This is a genomic window from Cupriavidus pauculus, from assembly GCF_008801835.1.
In the GTDB taxonomy this organism is placed as follows: domain Bacteria; phylum Pseudomonadota; class Gammaproteobacteria; order Burkholderiales; family Burkholderiaceae; genus Cupriavidus; species Cupriavidus pauculus.
Window position 1 is genome coordinate 26440 of record NZ_VZOW01000033.1, and the last position, 15515, is coordinate 41954.

The following is a 15515-nucleotide window of genomic DNA, read 5'->3' on the forward strand; positions in this document are numbered from 1 at the left end:
CCGTGACGCCACCACGAGGCGCCTGCGGGCGCCTCGTGGCTTTTTGGGAATCACCGATGTCCACGAAACGCTGCTTTCCCCCGGTGGTGGACCGCCACACCCGCGTGCTCGTGCTGGGTAGCTTGCCCGGAGAAGTCTCGCTGGCGCACTCGCAGTATTACGCGCACAAGCAGAACCGTTTCTGGCATCTGATGGGCGACGTGCTGGGCGTGGATTTGGTCGGGCTCGCCTACGACGCGCGCCTGGCGGCGCTGCGCAGGCATCGCGTGGGGCTTTGGGATGTGGTCGCCGAAGCGCGCCGCGATGGCAGCCTGGACAGCAATATCCGCGACCACCAGGGCAACGATCTGGTTGGGCTGATCGCCACGCTGCCCAAGCTGAGAGCCATCGCGTTCAATGGCGGGACGGCGGCGAAGATTGGTGAGCGCGCGCTGGGCGACCATGGCGACCAGCATGCGATCCTGAAGCTGCCCTCGAGCAGTCCCGCCTACACGCTCGCGTATGCGGACAAGCTGTTGGCATGGCAGGCACTGCGCGAGTGGCTGGCCTGAGCGCGCGCCGACCTGCCCGTCGCAGGTTCAATCGGCCTTCGGCTGCGTGGCGGCGTAGCTGGGCCGTGCGCGCATGACCGCGTGGCCGCGCCGGATATTGGGCCGCGTCTCCAGCAAGGCCTGGCTTTCCGGGAACATCCCCAGATACTCGACAATCGGCGCGAAGAACAGGTCGGCCATCGACAACGCATTGCCCACCAGGAAATCCCTGCCACCGTACGCCTGCTCCAGTACGTCTAGCTGTTTGGCCATTTCTGGCACGGCGGCGTCGATGGTTTGGCGGTCGGGCTGGCCGTTTTCCCCCTTCGGGAACACATACTGCAGCACATAGCGCCGCACCATGGTGTCGTAGGCGTGGCAGTTGATCAGGCTGATCCATTGCTCGCAGCGTGCGCGGGCGGTGGGGCCGGTCTGCGGAATCAGGTTGGTGCCGCCGAAGACCTCGTTGATATAGCTCAGGATCGCCCGCGTTTCGTAGAACTCGATCGGGCCATCGGCGAAGGCCGGTATGCGGCCGAACGGGTTGTGGGCGAGCAGGGCGTCGTCGCGCGGCGTTAGCGGATCCAGCGTGTAGCGCAGCCCTTTTTCCTCCAGCGCCAGCCGTACGGTGCGCACATAGGTGCTGCGCGCATCGCCGTAGACGGTCAACGTGGCGGCGCTGCCTTCCGAGTCCAGATAATCGACAAGGTTGTTGAACACCGACTGCCAGCCGCTGACATGCGAGTCGCGCATCGCCGCGTCGGGGAAGCCGCTGTGACGCATGTGCATGTGGGTGCCGCCGTCCTTGTCGGTCAGGGTCACTTCGATCAGCGTGCGCATGCCGGGCGGCAACTCCGCGCCGCCTTCCCATTCCCACGTGTAGGCCAGGAAATTGGCGCGGTCGAGCGTCTGGTATTCGCCATTGACGATGTGCTTTTCGCCATCCCGCGCGCCGATTACCAGTCGGTATGTCCCGCCCACCCGCGCGTCGGCGCGGGCTTCCAGCACGCTCATGCCGCGTGGGCAATGCCAGGTGGCCAGCGCGGCCTGATCGGTGAAGGCATCGAACACGCGATCGCGCGGGGCGCGGATCTGACGGGTCATTTCCAGATGAAAGGTCGCGGCTTCGCTCATGGCTTGTTCCCTTGCTTCGATGTGACATCGGTGTCGGATTGCGCCTGCTCGACAAAGGCAACGAGCCTGTCGAGGTTGTCCTCCCAGTACCGCCGGTAGGTTTCCAGCCAGCTGTACGCATCGCGCAGCGGGCCGGGACGCAGATGGCAGATGCGCCAGCGGGCGTTCACTTCACGCTCGATCAGTCCGGCATCGGCCAGCACCCGCAAGTGGCGCGAAATGGCCGGCGCTGACATGTCGAAGGGCCGCGCCAGTTCGCTGACCGGCGCTTCGCCCTGCGTCAGGCGCGCAAGAATCGCGCGGCGCGTCGGGTCCGCCAGGGCGGCGAAGATTGGCGATAGTGAGTCGTCGTCGAGGGGCATGCCGTCATTTAACGCAATGGTTAAATGACACGCAAGCGCTGTTACAACTTGGATCGGAGGGGAATCGGACGGGGGCGCGGAGGGCGGATTGCGCCGGGGCAGGGACCGACCAAAACGGCCGGTCCCGAGGGAAAAAACGCCGAATCGTCAGGCCGTGGTGTTGACCATGTTGCCGGTGCTGGAGCCGGTTTCCTGCTGATACGCTTCGGACAGTTTGACCATCGCGTCGGACAGGGCCGCCTGGGTGGTGGAGACGGCGGCCTGCGCGGTGGCGACTCGGGCGGCCTTGGTCTGCTCGTCGGTCTTGGCGCTCTGTGCGGCCTGCAATTGCTGCATTTGCACGGCCAGTTGCTTCTGCAGCGTCTCGATCTGCTGCTTCAGCGCCTTGATGACGGCCGATTCGCTGTCATCGCTGCTGCTATCGGCCGCGCCCGTGCCGCCGGCGCCGCCGGCCTTGCCCGCACCGGCCGGCGCGGCAATGCGGCCGCTTGCGTCGACCGACGCGGTGGACGAGTCGGAAGAGGTCGACGATGCGTTTACGCCGGTGGCCTGCGCGTCGGCGGCCTGCGCGGCGTCCGTGGTTGCGCTGAAACGGCGCGTGCTGGTGATTGCTGCGTCACTGGCTACGGTCACCTGCGGCGTCACGCTGCTGATGGATGTCATGTTGTTAGTCCATTCGAAGAAAGAGCCCACCCCCTTCTTCGGCCGGCCGCGCAAAAACTTTAGTGCTGTAGCCGGGGTCTTACCGGCTTCTGTCACAATCGCGGCCAGGCCGGCGCTGCCAAAGGTTGTTGGCGTCGTCCTGCATCCCGTCCATTCAATCGGATCGTTCTGCTATGTCTTCTCTTGGTATCGGCGGCATTGGCCTGCACGTGATCGTGGCGATCTTTTTCGCCGTGCATGCAGTGCGCACGCACCAGAACATGTACTGGCTGCTGCTGCTGTTCGTGTTTCCCGGCCTCGGCAGCATCGTTTATTTCTTTGCGGTCTACTTGCCGGGCTTGCGCCAGTCGCGCGGTGCGCGTGCGGCGTCGCGGGCCATTCAGCAGATTGTCGACCCGCATCGCGCCGTGCGCGACGCGCGCGAGGCCTTTGACCGGGCGCCTACCGTGGATCACCGCATGCGCCTGGGCGCGGCGCTGCTCGATGCCGGCAACGCGGCCGAGGCGCTGGAGCACTATCAGGCAGCGGCCAACGGCCCCTTTGCCTCGGACCCGGCGCTGCTGGAAGGGCTGGCGCGCGCGCAGGTGGTCACCGGCCGCCATGCCGATGCTCAAGCCACGCTGGAGCGCCTGTTTGCGGCCCATCCGCTAGCGCGCAATCAGGCCGAGCCGTCGTTACTGTATGCTCGCGCGCTGTCCGCCCTCGGCGCGCCGGGCACGCGTGAAGCGTTTGAGCGCGCGCTGACCTGCGCCAGCGATGCCGCGGCGCGGTGTCTGTTTGCCGACTGGCTGAGCCGCCAGCCCGACGCTGCCGATCGCGAGCGCGCCACGGCGCTTTATACCGAGATCGTGCATGATGCGCGCCATTGGCCGCGCCACGCACGCGAACACAATCTTGAATGGCTGCAGCGCGCGCAAGCCGCGTTGGGCCAATGATTCGCGCCCTTGGCGCACTTCTTTCATCTATGACGCTTCTGAAACGCAAATCGATCGAGGCCGCGGCTTCGCGCCGTCCCGCGCGTGGTGACCGTGAATCCTCGCGTAAGAATATTTCCAAGAACGCCGAAGAAAAGCGCATGACGCCGCGTTTCGCGCCGGTGACATTTTCCGAAATGGATGGCGTGCGTTATCTGCATTTCGGTACCGAATGGGTGCAGGGTGCGATGCGGCTGCGCAAGCCCGAGTCCATCGAACTCGAATACGCACAGCAGATGATGGCGTGGCTGCTGTTCCTGTCGCCCGCTCAGGCCGGTTTCCACGTCGCGCAGTTGGGGCTGGGCGCCGCGGCGTTGACCAAATTCTGCTATCGCCATTTTGCGAAGGCAAAGGTCACCGCGGTGGAACTGAATCCGGCTGTGATCGTGGCGGGCCGCAGCATGTTCGGCTTGCGCGAGGACGATGCGCGCCTGACGGTGCGCGAGCAGGATGCGTGGGACTACGTGATGGACGCCGCCAGCACGGAATCGATCGACGCCTTGCAGGTGGATCTGTACGACGCCACCGCGCGGGGCCCGGTGCTCGATACGACGGCGTTCTATCGTGCCTGCCGCCGCGTGCTGAAATCGCCGGGCGTCATGACGATCAACCTGTTTGGCGACCACGACAGCTTCCCGAAAAACATCGAGCGCATTTGCGATGCCTTCGACAATCGGGTGCTGGTCTTTCCCGAGGTGCACGACGGCAATATCATCGCGCTGGCCTTTAACGGGCCGGCCATCGACGTGTCGTGGGAAGCGCTGCAGGCGCGGGCAGATGTGATCGAACTATCGACCAAGCTGCCCGCCAGGGACTGGGTGAAGAAGCTGCGCGCGGCAAACGCACGGCAGGAAGAGCGGCTGGTGATCTGACGCTTCCGCCCCGGAGGGGCGTGGCGTCACGTCACAGATAGACCAGCGTGAAGGTGGCCAATCCGTCGATCGGGATGTCCGTGGTCAGGTCGGGAAGTTCGGATTTGGGAGCCACACCAAGGCCGATCTTGAAGGGCTGCGAAATGGTGGTGTAGGCCTCTGGCGCAGCCTGGCTAATCGGTGACCAACTGACGAGCATGCTCTGTGGGGTGATCAGTGAATCGGTTCCGTAGCGCGATTCGTCTGCCCACGTTGCCCCTTGGTCCAGCGACTTGGAGGGGGAGACCGAGGCGCCGTCCGCGGTAGGCTCGGTCAGGTAGAGCACATAGGCGCCGACTTTCTTGCCATCGACGCTCCCTACTCCAAAGAAATTGCCAGACCAACCGCGACCCAGAAGAATAGGATTGGCATCGGGATTGGCCGTGCCGGCGCGATCATCGGTGGCTGTCAGCCCGACCCGTGTTGGCGCCTCGCAGGTAATGGTGGCGGTGCCGGTTTTCTCGCCAATATCTGTGCCGCCTGTCGCATTGAGCGAACTGGCGCGAATGTTGCCGAAATCGATTTGGCCGTCGTCGGACAGTGTTATCGAACAGGCGGATGGGCGGATAACGCCCTTGACGGTAAGGTCTGCGGTTTCGGCGGCGTGAGCCCCAAGCGAGGCGAGGCCGAGCAGCGTTGAGAGGGCGACGATGCGAAGAGTTGATTTCATTTTGACTACCTACTTATTTGCGTTGAGTCTCCGGAAGGTTAGTCACTGCACCGGCATGGAAACATGGCCGGTTCTTGAATGGCAGAAGCCTTCCGGGCAATCGCGAATCCGGGGCGCTGACGCGCCTCGAATTCGCGATTTACATTACAGATAGACCAGTGTGAATGTGGCCAGCCCGTCGATGGGGATGTCCGTGGTCAGGTCGGGCAGTTCGGATTTTGGGGCCACGCCAAGTCCGATCTTGAACGGCTGCGAAATGACGGTATAGGCTTCTGGCGTAGCTTGGCCGCTGGGTGACCAACTGATTAGCGTGCTCTGTGGGCTGACCAGAGAGTTGCCACCGTAGGCCGTTACTTCGGCCCACGTGGCGCCTTGGTCTGACGACCTGGATGGGGAGATCGTGGCGCCATCCGCAGTAGGCGGCACCAGATCGAGCGTATAGGCCCCGACGTTCTTGCCATCGACGCTTCCTACCCCAAAGAATGTGTCAGACCAACTGCTATCCAAAGAAATGGGATTGGCATTGGGATTGACCGTGCCCGCGCGATTATCCGTGGCCATTAGCCCGATCAGCGTGGGCGCCTCGCAGGTAATGGTGGCGGTGCCGGTCTTTTCGCCTAGGTTTGTGCCGCCCGTCTCGTTGAGCGAACTGGCAGCAATGGTGCCGAAGTCGATCTTGCCGTCGTTGGACAGTGTTATCGAACACGCGGACGGGCGGATGACCCCCTTGACGGTAAGGTCTGCGGTCTCCGCGGCATGAGCCCCAAGCGAGGCAAGGCCGAGCAGCGATGAAAGAGCGGCAATTCGGAATGCAGATTTCATTTGTGACAACCTTTGAGGAGTTGTTGAAAGCTCCTGAAGATTAATCACAGGTTGGTCGCCATGACATCGCTGTACGGCCAATTGCCGAAGTTACCCATGCGTCGCGCAAGGTGCGCTCAATTTCCTCCGATTGCCGCCCCGTCCCTCACTCCTTGTGGAAGAACTGCGCGAGCGACCATTCGTCCGTGCGCGCCTCATAGCGCAGCCCACGCCGCATCGCCCACATCGCCAACTGGCTGTGCGACGGAATGATCGCGTGATCTTCCAGCGCAAACCTGGCGGCGGCGCGCGCGTTGGCTTCGCGGTCCTTTTCGCTCGACACCGTGGTCAGCGATTTCTCGATCAACTGGTCAAGCTTGGGATTGCTGTACTTCCCCCAGTTCCATGTGCCGTAGCCGGTCTTCGGGTCTGGCGTGCCGGTGATCGAGCGTAGTGCAACGTCTGCTGCGGCCGAACCCCAGCCCAGCATCTGGAACGAGAACTCGCCCTGACGCGCGCGCGTGAAGTAGCTGGCGACGGGCAGCGTTTCCACCTTGGTCTGGATGCCGATGCGCGTCAGCAAGCCTGCCGTGGCTTGCGCGACCTGTGCATCGTTCAGATAGCGATTGTTGGTGGCGTGCAGCGTCAGGCCGAAGCCGTCGGGATAGCCGGCCGCGGCCAGCAGCTTCTTCGCGCCTTCCGCGTCGAATGCGTCCGGCTTGGTGCCCGGATGACCGAAAATCTGCGGCGAGACGATTGACGATGCCGGTACCGCCAGGCCTTCCATGATGCGTTTGACGATCGCATCGCGATTCAGCGCCTTGCTGATCGCCGCCCGTACTCGTGCATCCTTGAACGGATTCTTGCCGAGCGGCTTGCCGGCCTTGTCCGTGATGAACGGCGAATTGTCGCGCCACTGATCCATCTGCCAGAAAATGGTGCGCCACGACACGGTCTGCTCGATCTTGAATTTGTTGTTTTGCTTGAGCTTGGCGACGTCGGCGGCCGGCACGCTTTCGATCACGTCGACATCGCCAGCCAACAGTGCGGCGGTCCGCGCGCCGTTGTCGGTAAGAATGCGAAATACTGCGCGGTCGAATTCTGGCTTGGGTCCCCAGTAGTCGGGATTGCGCGTCATCACAATTTCCTGGCCCCGCGCAAAGCGCACAAACTTGTACGGCCCCGTGCCGATCATCGCTTTGCCGGAATCGAAGTCAGCCTGGTTGAGGTCCGCGGCGATCTTCTTCGGCATGATCGGCACGCTATTCAGATCATTGGCCAGATTGGCGTAATTTGGCACGTTCATCGTCAGACGTAGCGTCAGCGCGTCGGGTGTATCGATGCGGGCGATGGGTTTGGTATAGCTGGTGAACGATCCCGGCGCGTTGGTCAGTTTCTCCGGGCGTTCCAGCGATGCCTTGACATCCTCGCTGGTGAATGGCGAGCCGTCGTGCCATTTCACATTGGGACGCAGCTTGATTTCCCAGGTGATCGCGTTGACGGGCTTCCACGACAACGCCAGGCCGGGGATGTAGCGCGCGTTCTTGTCCATGAACACCAGCGACTCGAAGATGTGAAGCGCGATGGCGTTATTGGGACCCGCGTTGTTCCAGTGCGGATCCATCGAGGTCACGTCGGCCGCCAGACCGATGCGCAAGTCTTCGGCATGCGCGGCCTGCGCCGGCAAGAGCATCAGCGCGGCGGCGCCCAGCGTAATGGATAGGGTGGCTTGCAGCAGCGTGCGGCGGATCATAAGCGGGCTCCTCGTACGGTGTGGGTCGCGGTGGTACGCAATATGCGCGCTATTGTGCCGTCAAATGTACTTGAATGCCCGATACCTTTGAAGACTCTGACAGGTCAGGGGCCGCCGCGCAATGGCGCGTTGCGCTACGGAGGTGTCCGTCGATCTGCCCATCCGACCGTTGCCCGATGCGGGGGCGGCGGCGGGCATAAAAAAACCCGCCGGGCTGTGGCGGGTTTTCTGTCTGGCGCAGCGCTTCAGTGGAACAGCGGCTGCTGCGTCGGCGCGTCCTCGGGCAGCTCGGCGTGCACGATTTCACCTGAGCGGTCCGCGTACAGCGGCGTGCCGCAATCCTCGCAGTATTCCGGATCGAACAGTGCGGCGTGGCGGAAGATATCCTCCACGCCGGCGTTGCGCAGTTCCTCGCAGATCTGTTCCACGGGATTGCCTTTCTCTTCGGCGTCGATCTCACCGGATTCGCGGCCGTACACGGGCCAGACGATGCCGTAGATCACTTCCTTTTCGCCGCGCATGGTAAATCCCACGCGGTATTCCTCCACCACTTCCTCGCCAAAGCCAGCCACCACGGCGGCCAGCTGGCCCGCTGGTACATCGAGCGTGCCGCACAGGTAGTTGACGGCCGCGCGCACGGTCAGCGGACGGATGCTCTTGTCCGATTCGCGGCACGACAGGAAGAAGGCGTCCGGCAGCAGCAGTTCGAACTCGCAGCCGGGCAACAGCACCGCAACGGTCGGCTGCACCTGGTTGCGCCATTGTTCGAGGCAGGTCGATCGCTCGGCGTGGTGTTCCTTGGCGTCTTCCTGCCAGCGGAACAGCGCGCCTTCATGCGGCGCCACCACGACGGCCAGCAGATAGCGTGGATCGGCCAGGATCGGCGCCGTCTCGGGCAGATCGCGCAGGTCTACCTTGGGCACCGTGCCGGCCAGCGCGGCCGACGCCAGTTTGTGCGTCAGCGCAAAGGTGTCGCTGTGGCTGCGCGGCAGTTGGTCGATGCTGTACAGGTAGGGCGACAGCGCGACCTTGGTGTCGGTGGCCAGCACGTGCGCTTGCAGGTGCACCGCCAGCGACTGCGCCAGCTCGGGCTTGAGCGCGCCGGACGGGATGGCATAGCGGGTATGGGCCAGGATCGGCGCGGCAATCAGCAGTACGTCATGCTGCACGCCGTCGATCTCAATGGCGGCCGATTCGGCCAACGTCTCGGCCTGTTCAGCCAGCACGTCGGATGCATCGGCATTGTGCTTGAACAGGTGTTCGAGCGCCGCATCGAGCGCGGTCTGGCTGCCGTTCTTCAGCAGGCGATGGAGCCGTTGAGACAACCGGCGCTCCCAATACCCATCCTCCATGCGGCTGCCGGATGCGTCGAGAGCGAGCGCATCGGCCACCAGTCGCTCGGCGTCTGGCGAGAGTCGGGGAGAAGACTTTGGGCGAAAACCTGCCATAAGTAGAGGACGTCCGTTTTTTCGTAAAACGGTATTCTACTCGCTGCGTTGACAGCCGCAGTCCACCGTAACCCTCGAATCGACGAGTCTGGCGAGTTTATTTTTGTGCGGCTGGGGCGTGCGTTTCCGTGCCGTGCGATTCGCCGGCCATCGACACCTCGCCGCCGCCCTTGGTCAACAGGTAAAGGCAGGCGCCCGCGACGACGACGAATGCGATCAGAATCTTGGCCATGTGATGTCTCCAGTAGGTATTGGTTTGGCGCTGGATGCGTGGAGACGAGTCTGGCAGCGCAGGCTTGCGCGGAACTTACGCGTCGGGGTGGGGAATACCCGCGCCCGCCCGACCATCCGGCCGCGCGCCCATGAAAAAAACCGCCGCCCCGGTTACCCGGGCGCGGCGGCCTGTGAGCCAGTCGGGCCGGCACGCGCCGGCCTGGCGGACGCTTAAGCGGCCAGGAGCTGGCGCAGCACGAACGGCAGGATGCCGCCGTGGTTGTAGTAGTCCACCTCGATCGGTGTGTCGATGCGCAGCAGCACCGGCACGCGTTGAGTGTCGCCATTGGCGCGATGGATCACCAGCACCACGTCCTGCTGCGGCTTCAGATCGCCTTCGATGCCTTCCACGTCGAAGGTTTCGTTGCCGATGATGCCCAGCGACTGCGCGCTGTCGCTGCCCTTGAACTGCAGCGGCAGCACGCCCATGCCCACCAGATTGGAGCGGTGGATCCGCTCGAAGCTGCGCGCGATCACGGCCTTGACGCCGAGCAACTGCGTACCCTTGGCCGCCCAGTCGCGCGACGAGCCCGTGCCGTATTCCTCGCCGCCAAACACGACGGTGGGCGTGCCTTCGGCGACGTACTTCATCGCCGCGTCGTAGATCGACATTTCCTCGCCGGTCGGCTGGTGCAACGTAAGCCCACCTTCGACGCGCGATCCGTCGGCCTTTGGCGGAATCATCAGATTCTTGATGCGCACGTTGGCGAAGGTGCCGCGCATCATCACCTCATGATTGCCGCGGCGCGAGCCATAGCTGTTGAAGTCCGCCTTGAGCACGCCATGCGCCAGCAGGTACTTGCCGGCCGGCGAGGTGTCCTTGATCGAGCCGGCCGGGGAAATATGGTCGGTCGTCACGGAATCGCCGAACACGCCCAACGCACGCGCGCCGCGGATGGTCACCGATTCGGTGCTCGGCGTCATCGTGAAGTCCTGGAAAAACGGCGGCTCCGCAATGTAGGTCGATTTCGGCCAGTCGTAGACCTGTCCCTTGGTGCCCTTGATGTTGGCCCACAGCTTGCTGGGCTTCTTCACCTGCTCGTAGTTGCCCTTGAAGGTCTTGGCATCCATCGCAAACTTCAGCAGCGCGTGGATTTCCTCGGAAGTCGGCCAGATATCGCCGAGCCAGATGTCGCGCCCGTCCTTGCCCTTGCCGACCGGCTCGGTCATCAGGTCGCGCGTGATCGTGCCGGCGATGGCGTAGGCCACCACCAGCGGCGGCGACGCCAGGAAGTTGGCGCGGATATTCGGGTGGATCCGCGCTTCGAAATTGCGGTTGCCCGACAACACGGCGGCGGCCACGATGTCGTTCTGCACGATCGCTTCGTTCAGCGCGGGCGTGAGATCCCCGGCGTTGCCGATGCAGGTGGTGCAGCCGTAGGCGGTGACGCCGAAGCCGAGCTTTTCCAGATACGGCAGCAGGCCCGCGGCGGTCAGGTATTCGGTGACGACCCGGCTGCCAGGCGCCAGCGAAGTCTTGATATGCGGCGCCACGTTGAGGCCCGCTTCGACGGCCTTCTTGGCCAGCAGGCCGGCCGCCAGCAGCACGCTCGGATTCGACGTATTGGTGCACGACGTGATGGCTGCTATCAGCACGTCGCCATTCTTGACCTTCACGCCGTCGGCGTTGGTGTATTCCTTGTCCAGGTCCGCAGCGTCCTTGTTGAAACCGTTCTCGGCCACCGGCTTGCTGAACAGCGAGGCGAACGTGCTTTTTACGTGGCCGATCTCGATACGGTCTTGCGGACGCTTCGGGCCGGCCAGCGACGGGGCCACGGTGCCCAGGTCCAGCGTCAGCGTCTTGGTGTAGTCGATCTCGCCGGCCTTCGGCACGCCAAACAGGCCCTGGGCGCGGAAGTAGCCTTCAAATGCGGCGATTTCCTCGTCCGTGCGTGCCGTGCCGCGGAAGTATTCGATAGTCTTTTCGTCGACCGGGAAGAAGCCCATCGTGGCGCCGTATTCCGGAGCCATGTTGCCGATGGTGGCGCGGTCCGGCGTGGTCAGGCTGGCGGTGCCCTCGCCGAAGAATTCGACGAACTTGCCGACCACCTTCTCACGGCGCAGCATTTCGGTGATCGTCAGCACCAGGTCGGTGGCGGTTACGCCTTCGCGCAGGCGGCCCTTCAGTTCCACGCCGACCACGTCGGGAGTCAGGAAGTACACCGGCTGGCCCAGCATGCCGGCTTCGGCCTCGATGCCGCCGACGCCCCAGCCCACCACGCCGATGCCGTTGATCATCGTGGTGTGCGAATCGGTGCCGACCAGCGTGTCCGGATAGTAGACGCCGTCCTTCTTGTGCACGCCGCGCGCCAGGTATTCCAGATTCACCTGGTGGACGATGCCGAAGCCCGGCTGCACCACGCCGAAGGTGTCGAATGCCTGCATGCCCCACTTCATGAACTGGTAGCGCTCGTTGTTGCGCTGGAATTCCAGTTTCATGTTCAGATCCAGCGCGTTCTTCTCGCGGAAATAGTCGATCTGCACGGAATGGTCGACCACCAGGTCGACCGGCACCAGCGGCTCGATCTGCTTGGGGTTCTTGCCCATTTTCTCGGCCACATTGCGCATGGCCGCCAGATCGGCCAGCAACGGTACGCCGGTGAAGTCCTGCAGCACCACGCGCGCCACCACGAAAGGAATCTCATCCACGCGGTCGCCGTCGGGCTTCCAGTGGGCCAGTTGCCTGACGTGTTCTTCCGTGACCTTCTTGCCGTCGCAGTTGCGCAGCACCGATTCCAGTACCAGCCGGATCGACACCGGCAGGCGCTCGATCTTCACGCCAAGCGCCTTGCCCAGTTGAGGCAGCGAATAGTACTGGCCGGAGCCGCCGGTGGCGAGCTTGAATTCCTTGAGGGTGTTATTGAGGTTGTGGGGCATTGCCTGACTCCAATCGAGGGATGACGCGGGAGATGCTCTTCTTCTTGATACCCCGGTACGCGAAAGGGTTCCGCCGCTGACCATGCGGCGCGGCCGACCGGCCCGGTCGCACACCGTTGACAAACATTCGGTTCAGGCCGCGCGGCGCCATCGGTCAGGCGCCGCGCGGGTAAGGCAAGACTTCGACTTTACTGCTTCGGCGCGGGTTGTGCACCGGGCTGCTGACCTTCGGTCGGCTGGGCGGCCGGCTGCGACGGCGCCACCAGCAGCGGCGTGGCCACCGGCGCGCGCAGCGCACCGGCCTGCGTCGGCGCGGAGCCGCCGGCCTGCATGTCGGCGTTCTGGCATTCGTCGGCCAGGCGCTGGCCCAGGTTGCGGTTGAACAGCATGGCCTTGGACGGGATCACGACCAGGTCCAGGCCCGACGCGGCGTCGAAGTAACGGTCGGCGCCCGTGACGGTGGATTGGCGCGGCAGGCGGTAGTTCTTGCCTTGCCAGTGCACGGTCAGAACCTCGTCACGGAGCATGTTGCCGTTGATCCAGATGGCGTTGCCCAGCTCGCATTGCCACTTTTCGCCCGACGGCTCCACGGGCGCGGCGGCGGCTGCGGCGGTGGACTTCTTGGCGGGCGCTTTCTTGGTCTTGGTGGCGGCAGGCTTCTTGGCAGGTTCCTGGGCCAGCGCGGCGCCGGCAGTGGTCAGGGTCAGGGCGCCAAGGCAGGCCGCCAGCACGAGTTGTTTCATTGTGGATTCCTTCCGGATTGCTAAATGATCAAGGGGGCTCGTTATAGTGAAACCGTCGGGGGTAAAGCTGGGATGTTACGTGCACGCCCCGGCAACTTTCCGCCGCTATTCTCTACGATTTGTCTGACTGGGCGAAGTCTGACTTCCATTGGTTACACAATCGCCGGCAGTCGGTTCGTCATCGGCCACTTGGCGCCAGAAATGAGCAGTGTGCGCATGCATGGCGGCCAGGGGAGGCGGGTCAATCGAAGAAAAGCTCGGCGACAGGCGGGGGCAGCGGGGTGCCGGTGGCGTGGGCGCGTTGCAGCAGCGACCAGTAGTACCGATAGCTGGCGCGGTCGTGCAGTTGTCCATCATGCCGGATCGGCGCCCAGCTGTTTTCGTGCGCGGCCAGAAGAATCTGACTGGCGGCGCCGATCTCGCGGTCGCTGGGCCGGAACGCCGCCACGATCGGTTCGATCTGGCCCGGATGGATGCTCCATTTGCGCAGGTAGCCGAATTCGGCGCGCGCTCGATGCGCGTCGTCGCCTGCGCGCTGCGGCGTATCGATGTCGGTGCTGACGTTGTGCGACGGCACCTTGCCGTGGCGGTGGCACGCGGCCGAGATCTCCAGCATGGCGCGCCGGATCAGCGGGTGCTCGAACTGCTCGGGCGAGCGCATCGCCTCGCCCGGAATCGCGCCGTGGTGTGCCGAAACAAAATCCATCAGCCCGAAGCTCAGGCATTCCACCTGGACCAGCGCGGCGATATCGAATGCCTGCTCGAGCGCGGCATGCGTTTCGATCAGGACATGGATCGGAATGTGACGTGCGATGCCTGCGGTGCGAGCAACCTGATTGACGTGATCGGTCACGCGCGCCACTTCCACCACGTCGGTCACCTTGGGGATCACCACATAGGCGAGACGGGCGCCGGCGGCTGCCACCAGGATGTCGATGTCCTCGCGCCAGCTGGCGTGGCTGGGATCGTGGATGCGCACGCCGACGCGGTTGTACGCATTGTCGGCACCGTTGATCAGTTGCGCACACAGTTGGGCGTGCTCGCGTTCGAGTCCGACGGCCGCGCCGTCTTCGCAATCGAACGTGATGTCGAAAATGGGGCCAAGCGAACGTTGCAGCGCCAGCGATTTGCGCATCAGCTTTTCGCTGCCCGCATAGTGGTCGCAGACCGGCAGTTGCACCGGGATGGCTTCGCCCTGGAACAAGACCTCGGATGGATGCACGTTGATATAGCGATGAAGCGAAGGAGGTGGCTAGGAATTTCCGGTTGCCCAAACAAAAACCGGGGTCCGCGCCGATTCTTCAATCGATGCGGACCCCGGTTTCATCGAGCGGAAGGCTCTAAAGAATCAGCCCAGCAGGTGTTGCACGCCGGCACGCTCTTCTTCCAGTTCCTTGAGCGTGATGTTGATCTTTTCCTGGCTGTAGGCGTCGATTTCCAGGCCTTGCACGATTTCGTACTTGCCGTTGGCCGTGGTCACCGGGTAGCCGAACATGACGTCCTTGGGAATGCCGTATTCGCCGTTCGACGGGATGCCCATCGTGACGACCTTGCCGTTGCTGCCCAGCACCCAGTCATGCACGTGGTCGATCGCAGCGTTGGCTGCCGAAGCTGCCGACGACAGGCCGCGCGCCTCGATGATGGCGGCGCCGCGCTTGCCAACGGTCGGCAGGAACACGTCGTTGTTCCACACCGGATCGTTGATCAGGTCCTTGACGCTCTTGCCGTCCACGGTGGCGTAGCGGTAGTCGGCGTACATCGTCGGGCTGTGGTTGCCCCACACGAACATCTTCTCGATCGACGACACCGGCTTGCCGGTCTTGGCGGCGATCTGCGACAGGGCGCGGTTGTGGTCCAGGCGCAGCATGGCCGTGAAGTTCTCGCGCTTCAGGTTCGGCGCGCTCTTCATGGCGATGTAGGCGTTGGTGTTGGCCGGGTTGCCCACCACCAGCACCTTGACGTCGCGGCTGGCGACTTCGTCCAGTGCCTTGCCCTGCACCGTGAAGATCTGGGCGTTGGCTTCGAGCAGGTCCTTGCGCTCCATGCCCTTGCTGCGCGGACGGGCGCCAACCAGCAGGGCGACGTCGGCATCCTTGAAGGCGACCTTGGGGTCATCGGTGATGACCACGCCGGCCAGCAGCGGGAACGCGCAGTCTTCCAGTTCCATCACCACGCCCTTGACGGCGGCCTGGGCTTGCGGGAGGTCGAGCAGTTGGAGGATGACCGGCTGGTCTTTGCCGAGCATGTCGCCATTGGCGATGCGGAACAGCAGGGAATAGCCGATCTGGCCAGCGGCGCCGGTGACTGCGACGCGCATTGGGGCTTTAGCCATGAGTAAGTCTCCAAACGAAAAGAGGGGGGTAACCGGTCGGTGGC

At 63.7% G+C, this 15515-nt stretch carries 15 protein-coding genes; 3 read left to right on the forward strand and 12 right to left on the reverse strand.

Features of this window, described 5'->3' with window-relative positions; genetic code table 11:
* Positions 1–56: 56 nt before the first annotated feature.
* Positions 57–551 (forward strand): DNA-deoxyinosine glycosylase, encoded by a 495-nt coding sequence (locus F7R19_RS23965; RefSeq protein ID WP_061960160.1) that lies wholly within the window; start codon positions 57–59, stop codon positions 549–551.
* A gap of 27 nt (positions 552–578) precedes the next feature.
* Here F7R19_RS23965 and F7R19_RS23970 read toward each other — a convergent pair whose 3' ends face one another.
* The 3 genes from F7R19_RS23970 to F7R19_RS23980 all read right to left on the reverse strand — a co-directional run bounded on the left by F7R19_RS23970 (position 579) and on the right by F7R19_RS23980 (position 2689).
* Complete coding sequence (locus F7R19_RS23970) at positions 579–1664, reverse strand: SRPBCC domain-containing protein (RefSeq protein WP_150982241.1); 1086 nt, start codon at positions 1662–1664, stop codon at positions 579–581.
* Positions 1661–2026 (reverse strand): ArsR/SmtB family transcription factor, encoded by a 366-nt coding sequence (locus F7R19_RS23975; protein ID WP_061960158.1) that lies wholly within the window; start codon positions 2024–2026, stop codon positions 1661–1663. The genes F7R19_RS23970 and F7R19_RS23975 overlap by 4 nt, the downstream gene beginning before the upstream one ends.
* Positions 2027–2173: 147 nt before the next feature.
* The gene (locus F7R19_RS23980) at positions 2174–2689 is read right to left on the reverse strand and encodes a hypothetical protein (RefSeq protein ID WP_150982242.1); all 516 of its coding nucleotides are present in this window, start codon (positions 2687–2689) and stop codon (positions 2174–2176) included.
* Between the two features lie 173 nt (positions 2690–2862).
* Between F7R19_RS23980 and F7R19_RS23985 the strand changes: the two genes are divergently transcribed.
* Positions 2863–3624: a tetratricopeptide repeat protein gene (locus F7R19_RS23985; RefSeq protein WP_150982243.1), complete on the forward strand. Its 762-nt coding sequence runs from the start codon at positions 2863–2865 to the stop codon at positions 3622–3624.
* Positions 3625–3653: 29 nt separating this feature from the next.
* Positions 3654–4535 carry a class I SAM-dependent methyltransferase gene (locus tag F7R19_RS23990; protein ID WP_061960155.1) on the forward strand — a complete coding sequence of 294 codons (882 nt, stop codon included), beginning with the start codon at positions 3654–3656 and terminating at the stop codon, positions 4533–4535.
* Positions 4536–4566: 31 nt separating this feature from the next.
* On the opposite strand, the gene F7R19_RS23995 is transcribed toward F7R19_RS23990, so the two are convergent.
* The 9 genes from F7R19_RS23995 to F7R19_RS24030 form a co-directional block, all read right to left on the reverse strand.
* Entirely contained in the window at positions 4567–5244 is a 678-nt protein-coding gene (locus tag F7R19_RS23995) for a DUF1120 domain-containing protein (RefSeq protein WP_150982244.1), read from the reverse strand.
* 144 nt (positions 5245–5388) lie between these two features.
* Positions 5389–6066, reverse strand: coding sequence for a DUF1120 domain-containing protein (locus F7R19_RS24000; RefSeq protein ID WP_150982245.1), 678 nt, complete (start codon positions 6064–6066; stop codon positions 5389–5391).
* Positions 6067–6211: 145 nt separating this feature from the next.
* Complete coding sequence (locus F7R19_RS24005) at positions 6212–7798, reverse strand: ABC transporter substrate-binding protein (protein ID WP_150982246.1); 1587 nt, start codon at positions 7796–7798, stop codon at positions 6212–6214.
* Between the two features lie 245 nt (positions 7799–8043).
* The gene (locus tag F7R19_RS24010) at positions 8044–9246 is read right to left on the reverse strand and encodes a DUF2863 family protein (protein WP_061959462.1); all 1203 of its coding nucleotides are present in this window, start codon (positions 9244–9246) and stop codon (positions 8044–8046) included.
* Positions 9247–9343: 97 nt separating this feature from the next.
* Positions 9344–9478 carry a hypothetical protein gene (locus F7R19_RS30525; RefSeq protein ID WP_263289616.1) on the reverse strand — a complete coding sequence of 45 codons (135 nt, stop codon included), beginning with the start codon at positions 9476–9478 and terminating at the stop codon, positions 9344–9346.
* 212 nt (positions 9479–9690) lie between these two features.
* Positions 9691–12396, reverse strand: coding sequence for an aconitate hydratase AcnA (acnA, locus tag F7R19_RS24015; RefSeq protein ID WP_150982247.1), 2706 nt, complete (start codon positions 12394–12396; stop codon positions 9691–9693).
* Between the two features lie 188 nt (positions 12397–12584).
* Positions 12585–13139, reverse strand: coding sequence for a hypothetical protein (locus F7R19_RS24020; RefSeq protein WP_150982248.1), 555 nt, complete (start codon positions 13137–13139; stop codon positions 12585–12587).
* Between the two features lie 241 nt (positions 13140–13380).
* Positions 13381–14361: an HpcH/HpaI aldolase/citrate lyase family protein gene (locus tag F7R19_RS24025; RefSeq protein WP_150982249.1), complete on the reverse strand. Its 981-nt coding sequence runs from the start codon at positions 14359–14361 to the stop codon at positions 13381–13383.
* Positions 14362–14487: 126 nt separating this feature from the next.
* The gene (locus tag F7R19_RS24030; protein WP_061959458.1) at positions 14488–15471 is read right to left on the reverse strand and encodes a malate dehydrogenase; all 984 of its coding nucleotides are present in this window, start codon (positions 15469–15471) and stop codon (positions 14488–14490) included.
* Positions 15472–15515 lie beyond the last annotated feature (44 nt).

Bases quoted from the DNA above. Each gene is read 5' to 3' on its own strand.
- F7R19_RS23965 (WP_061960160.1), top strand. From the start codon at position 57: ATGTCCACGAAACGCTGCTTTCCCCCGGTGGTGGACCGCCACACCCGC.
- acnA (WP_150982247.1), bottom strand. From the start codon at position 12,396: ATGCCCCACAACCTCAATAACACCCTCAAGGAATTCAAGCTCGCCACC.
- F7R19_RS23990 (WP_061960155.1), top strand. From the start codon at position 3,654: ATGACGCTTCTGAAACGCAAATCGATCGAGGCCGCGGCTTCGCGCCGT.
- F7R19_RS23970 (WP_150982241.1), bottom strand. From the start codon at position 1,664: ATGAGCGAAGCCGCGACCTTTCATCTGGAAATGACCCGTCAGATCCGC.
- F7R19_RS24000 (WP_150982245.1), bottom strand. From the start codon at position 6,066: ATGAAATCTGCATTCCGAATTGCCGCTCTTTCATCGCTGCTCGGCCTT.
- F7R19_RS24010 (WP_061959462.1), bottom strand. From the start codon at position 9,246: ATGGCAGGTTTTCGCCCAAAGTCTTCTCCCCGACTCTCGCCAGACGCC.
- F7R19_RS24020 (WP_150982248.1), bottom strand. From the start codon at position 13,139: ATGAAACAACTCGTGCTGGCGGCCTGCCTTGGCGCCCTGACCCTGACC.
- F7R19_RS23975 (WP_061960158.1), bottom strand. From the start codon at position 2,026: ATGCCCCTCGACGACGACTCACTATCGCCAATCTTCGCCGCCCTGGCG.
- F7R19_RS24005 (WP_150982246.1), bottom strand. From the start codon at position 7,798: ATGATCCGCCGCACGCTGCTGCAAGCCACCCTATCCATTACGCTGGGC.
- F7R19_RS23985 (WP_150982243.1), top strand. From the start codon at position 2,863: ATGTCTTCTCTTGGTATCGGCGGCATTGGCCTGCACGTGATCGTGGCG.
- F7R19_RS23995 (WP_150982244.1), bottom strand. From the start codon at position 5,244: ATGAAATCAACTCTTCGCATCGTCGCCCTCTCAACGCTGCTCGGCCTC.
- F7R19_RS30525 (WP_263289616.1), bottom strand. From the start codon at position 9,478: ATGGCCAAGATTCTGATCGCATTCGTCGTCGTCGCGGGCGCCTGCCTT.
- F7R19_RS23980 (WP_150982242.1), bottom strand. From the start codon at position 2,689: ATGACATCCATCAGCAGCGTGACGCCGCAGGTGACCGTAGCCAGTGAC.
- F7R19_RS24030 (WP_061959458.1), bottom strand. From the start codon at position 15,471: ATGGCTAAAGCCCCAATGCGCGTCGCAGTCACCGGCGCCGCTGGCCAG.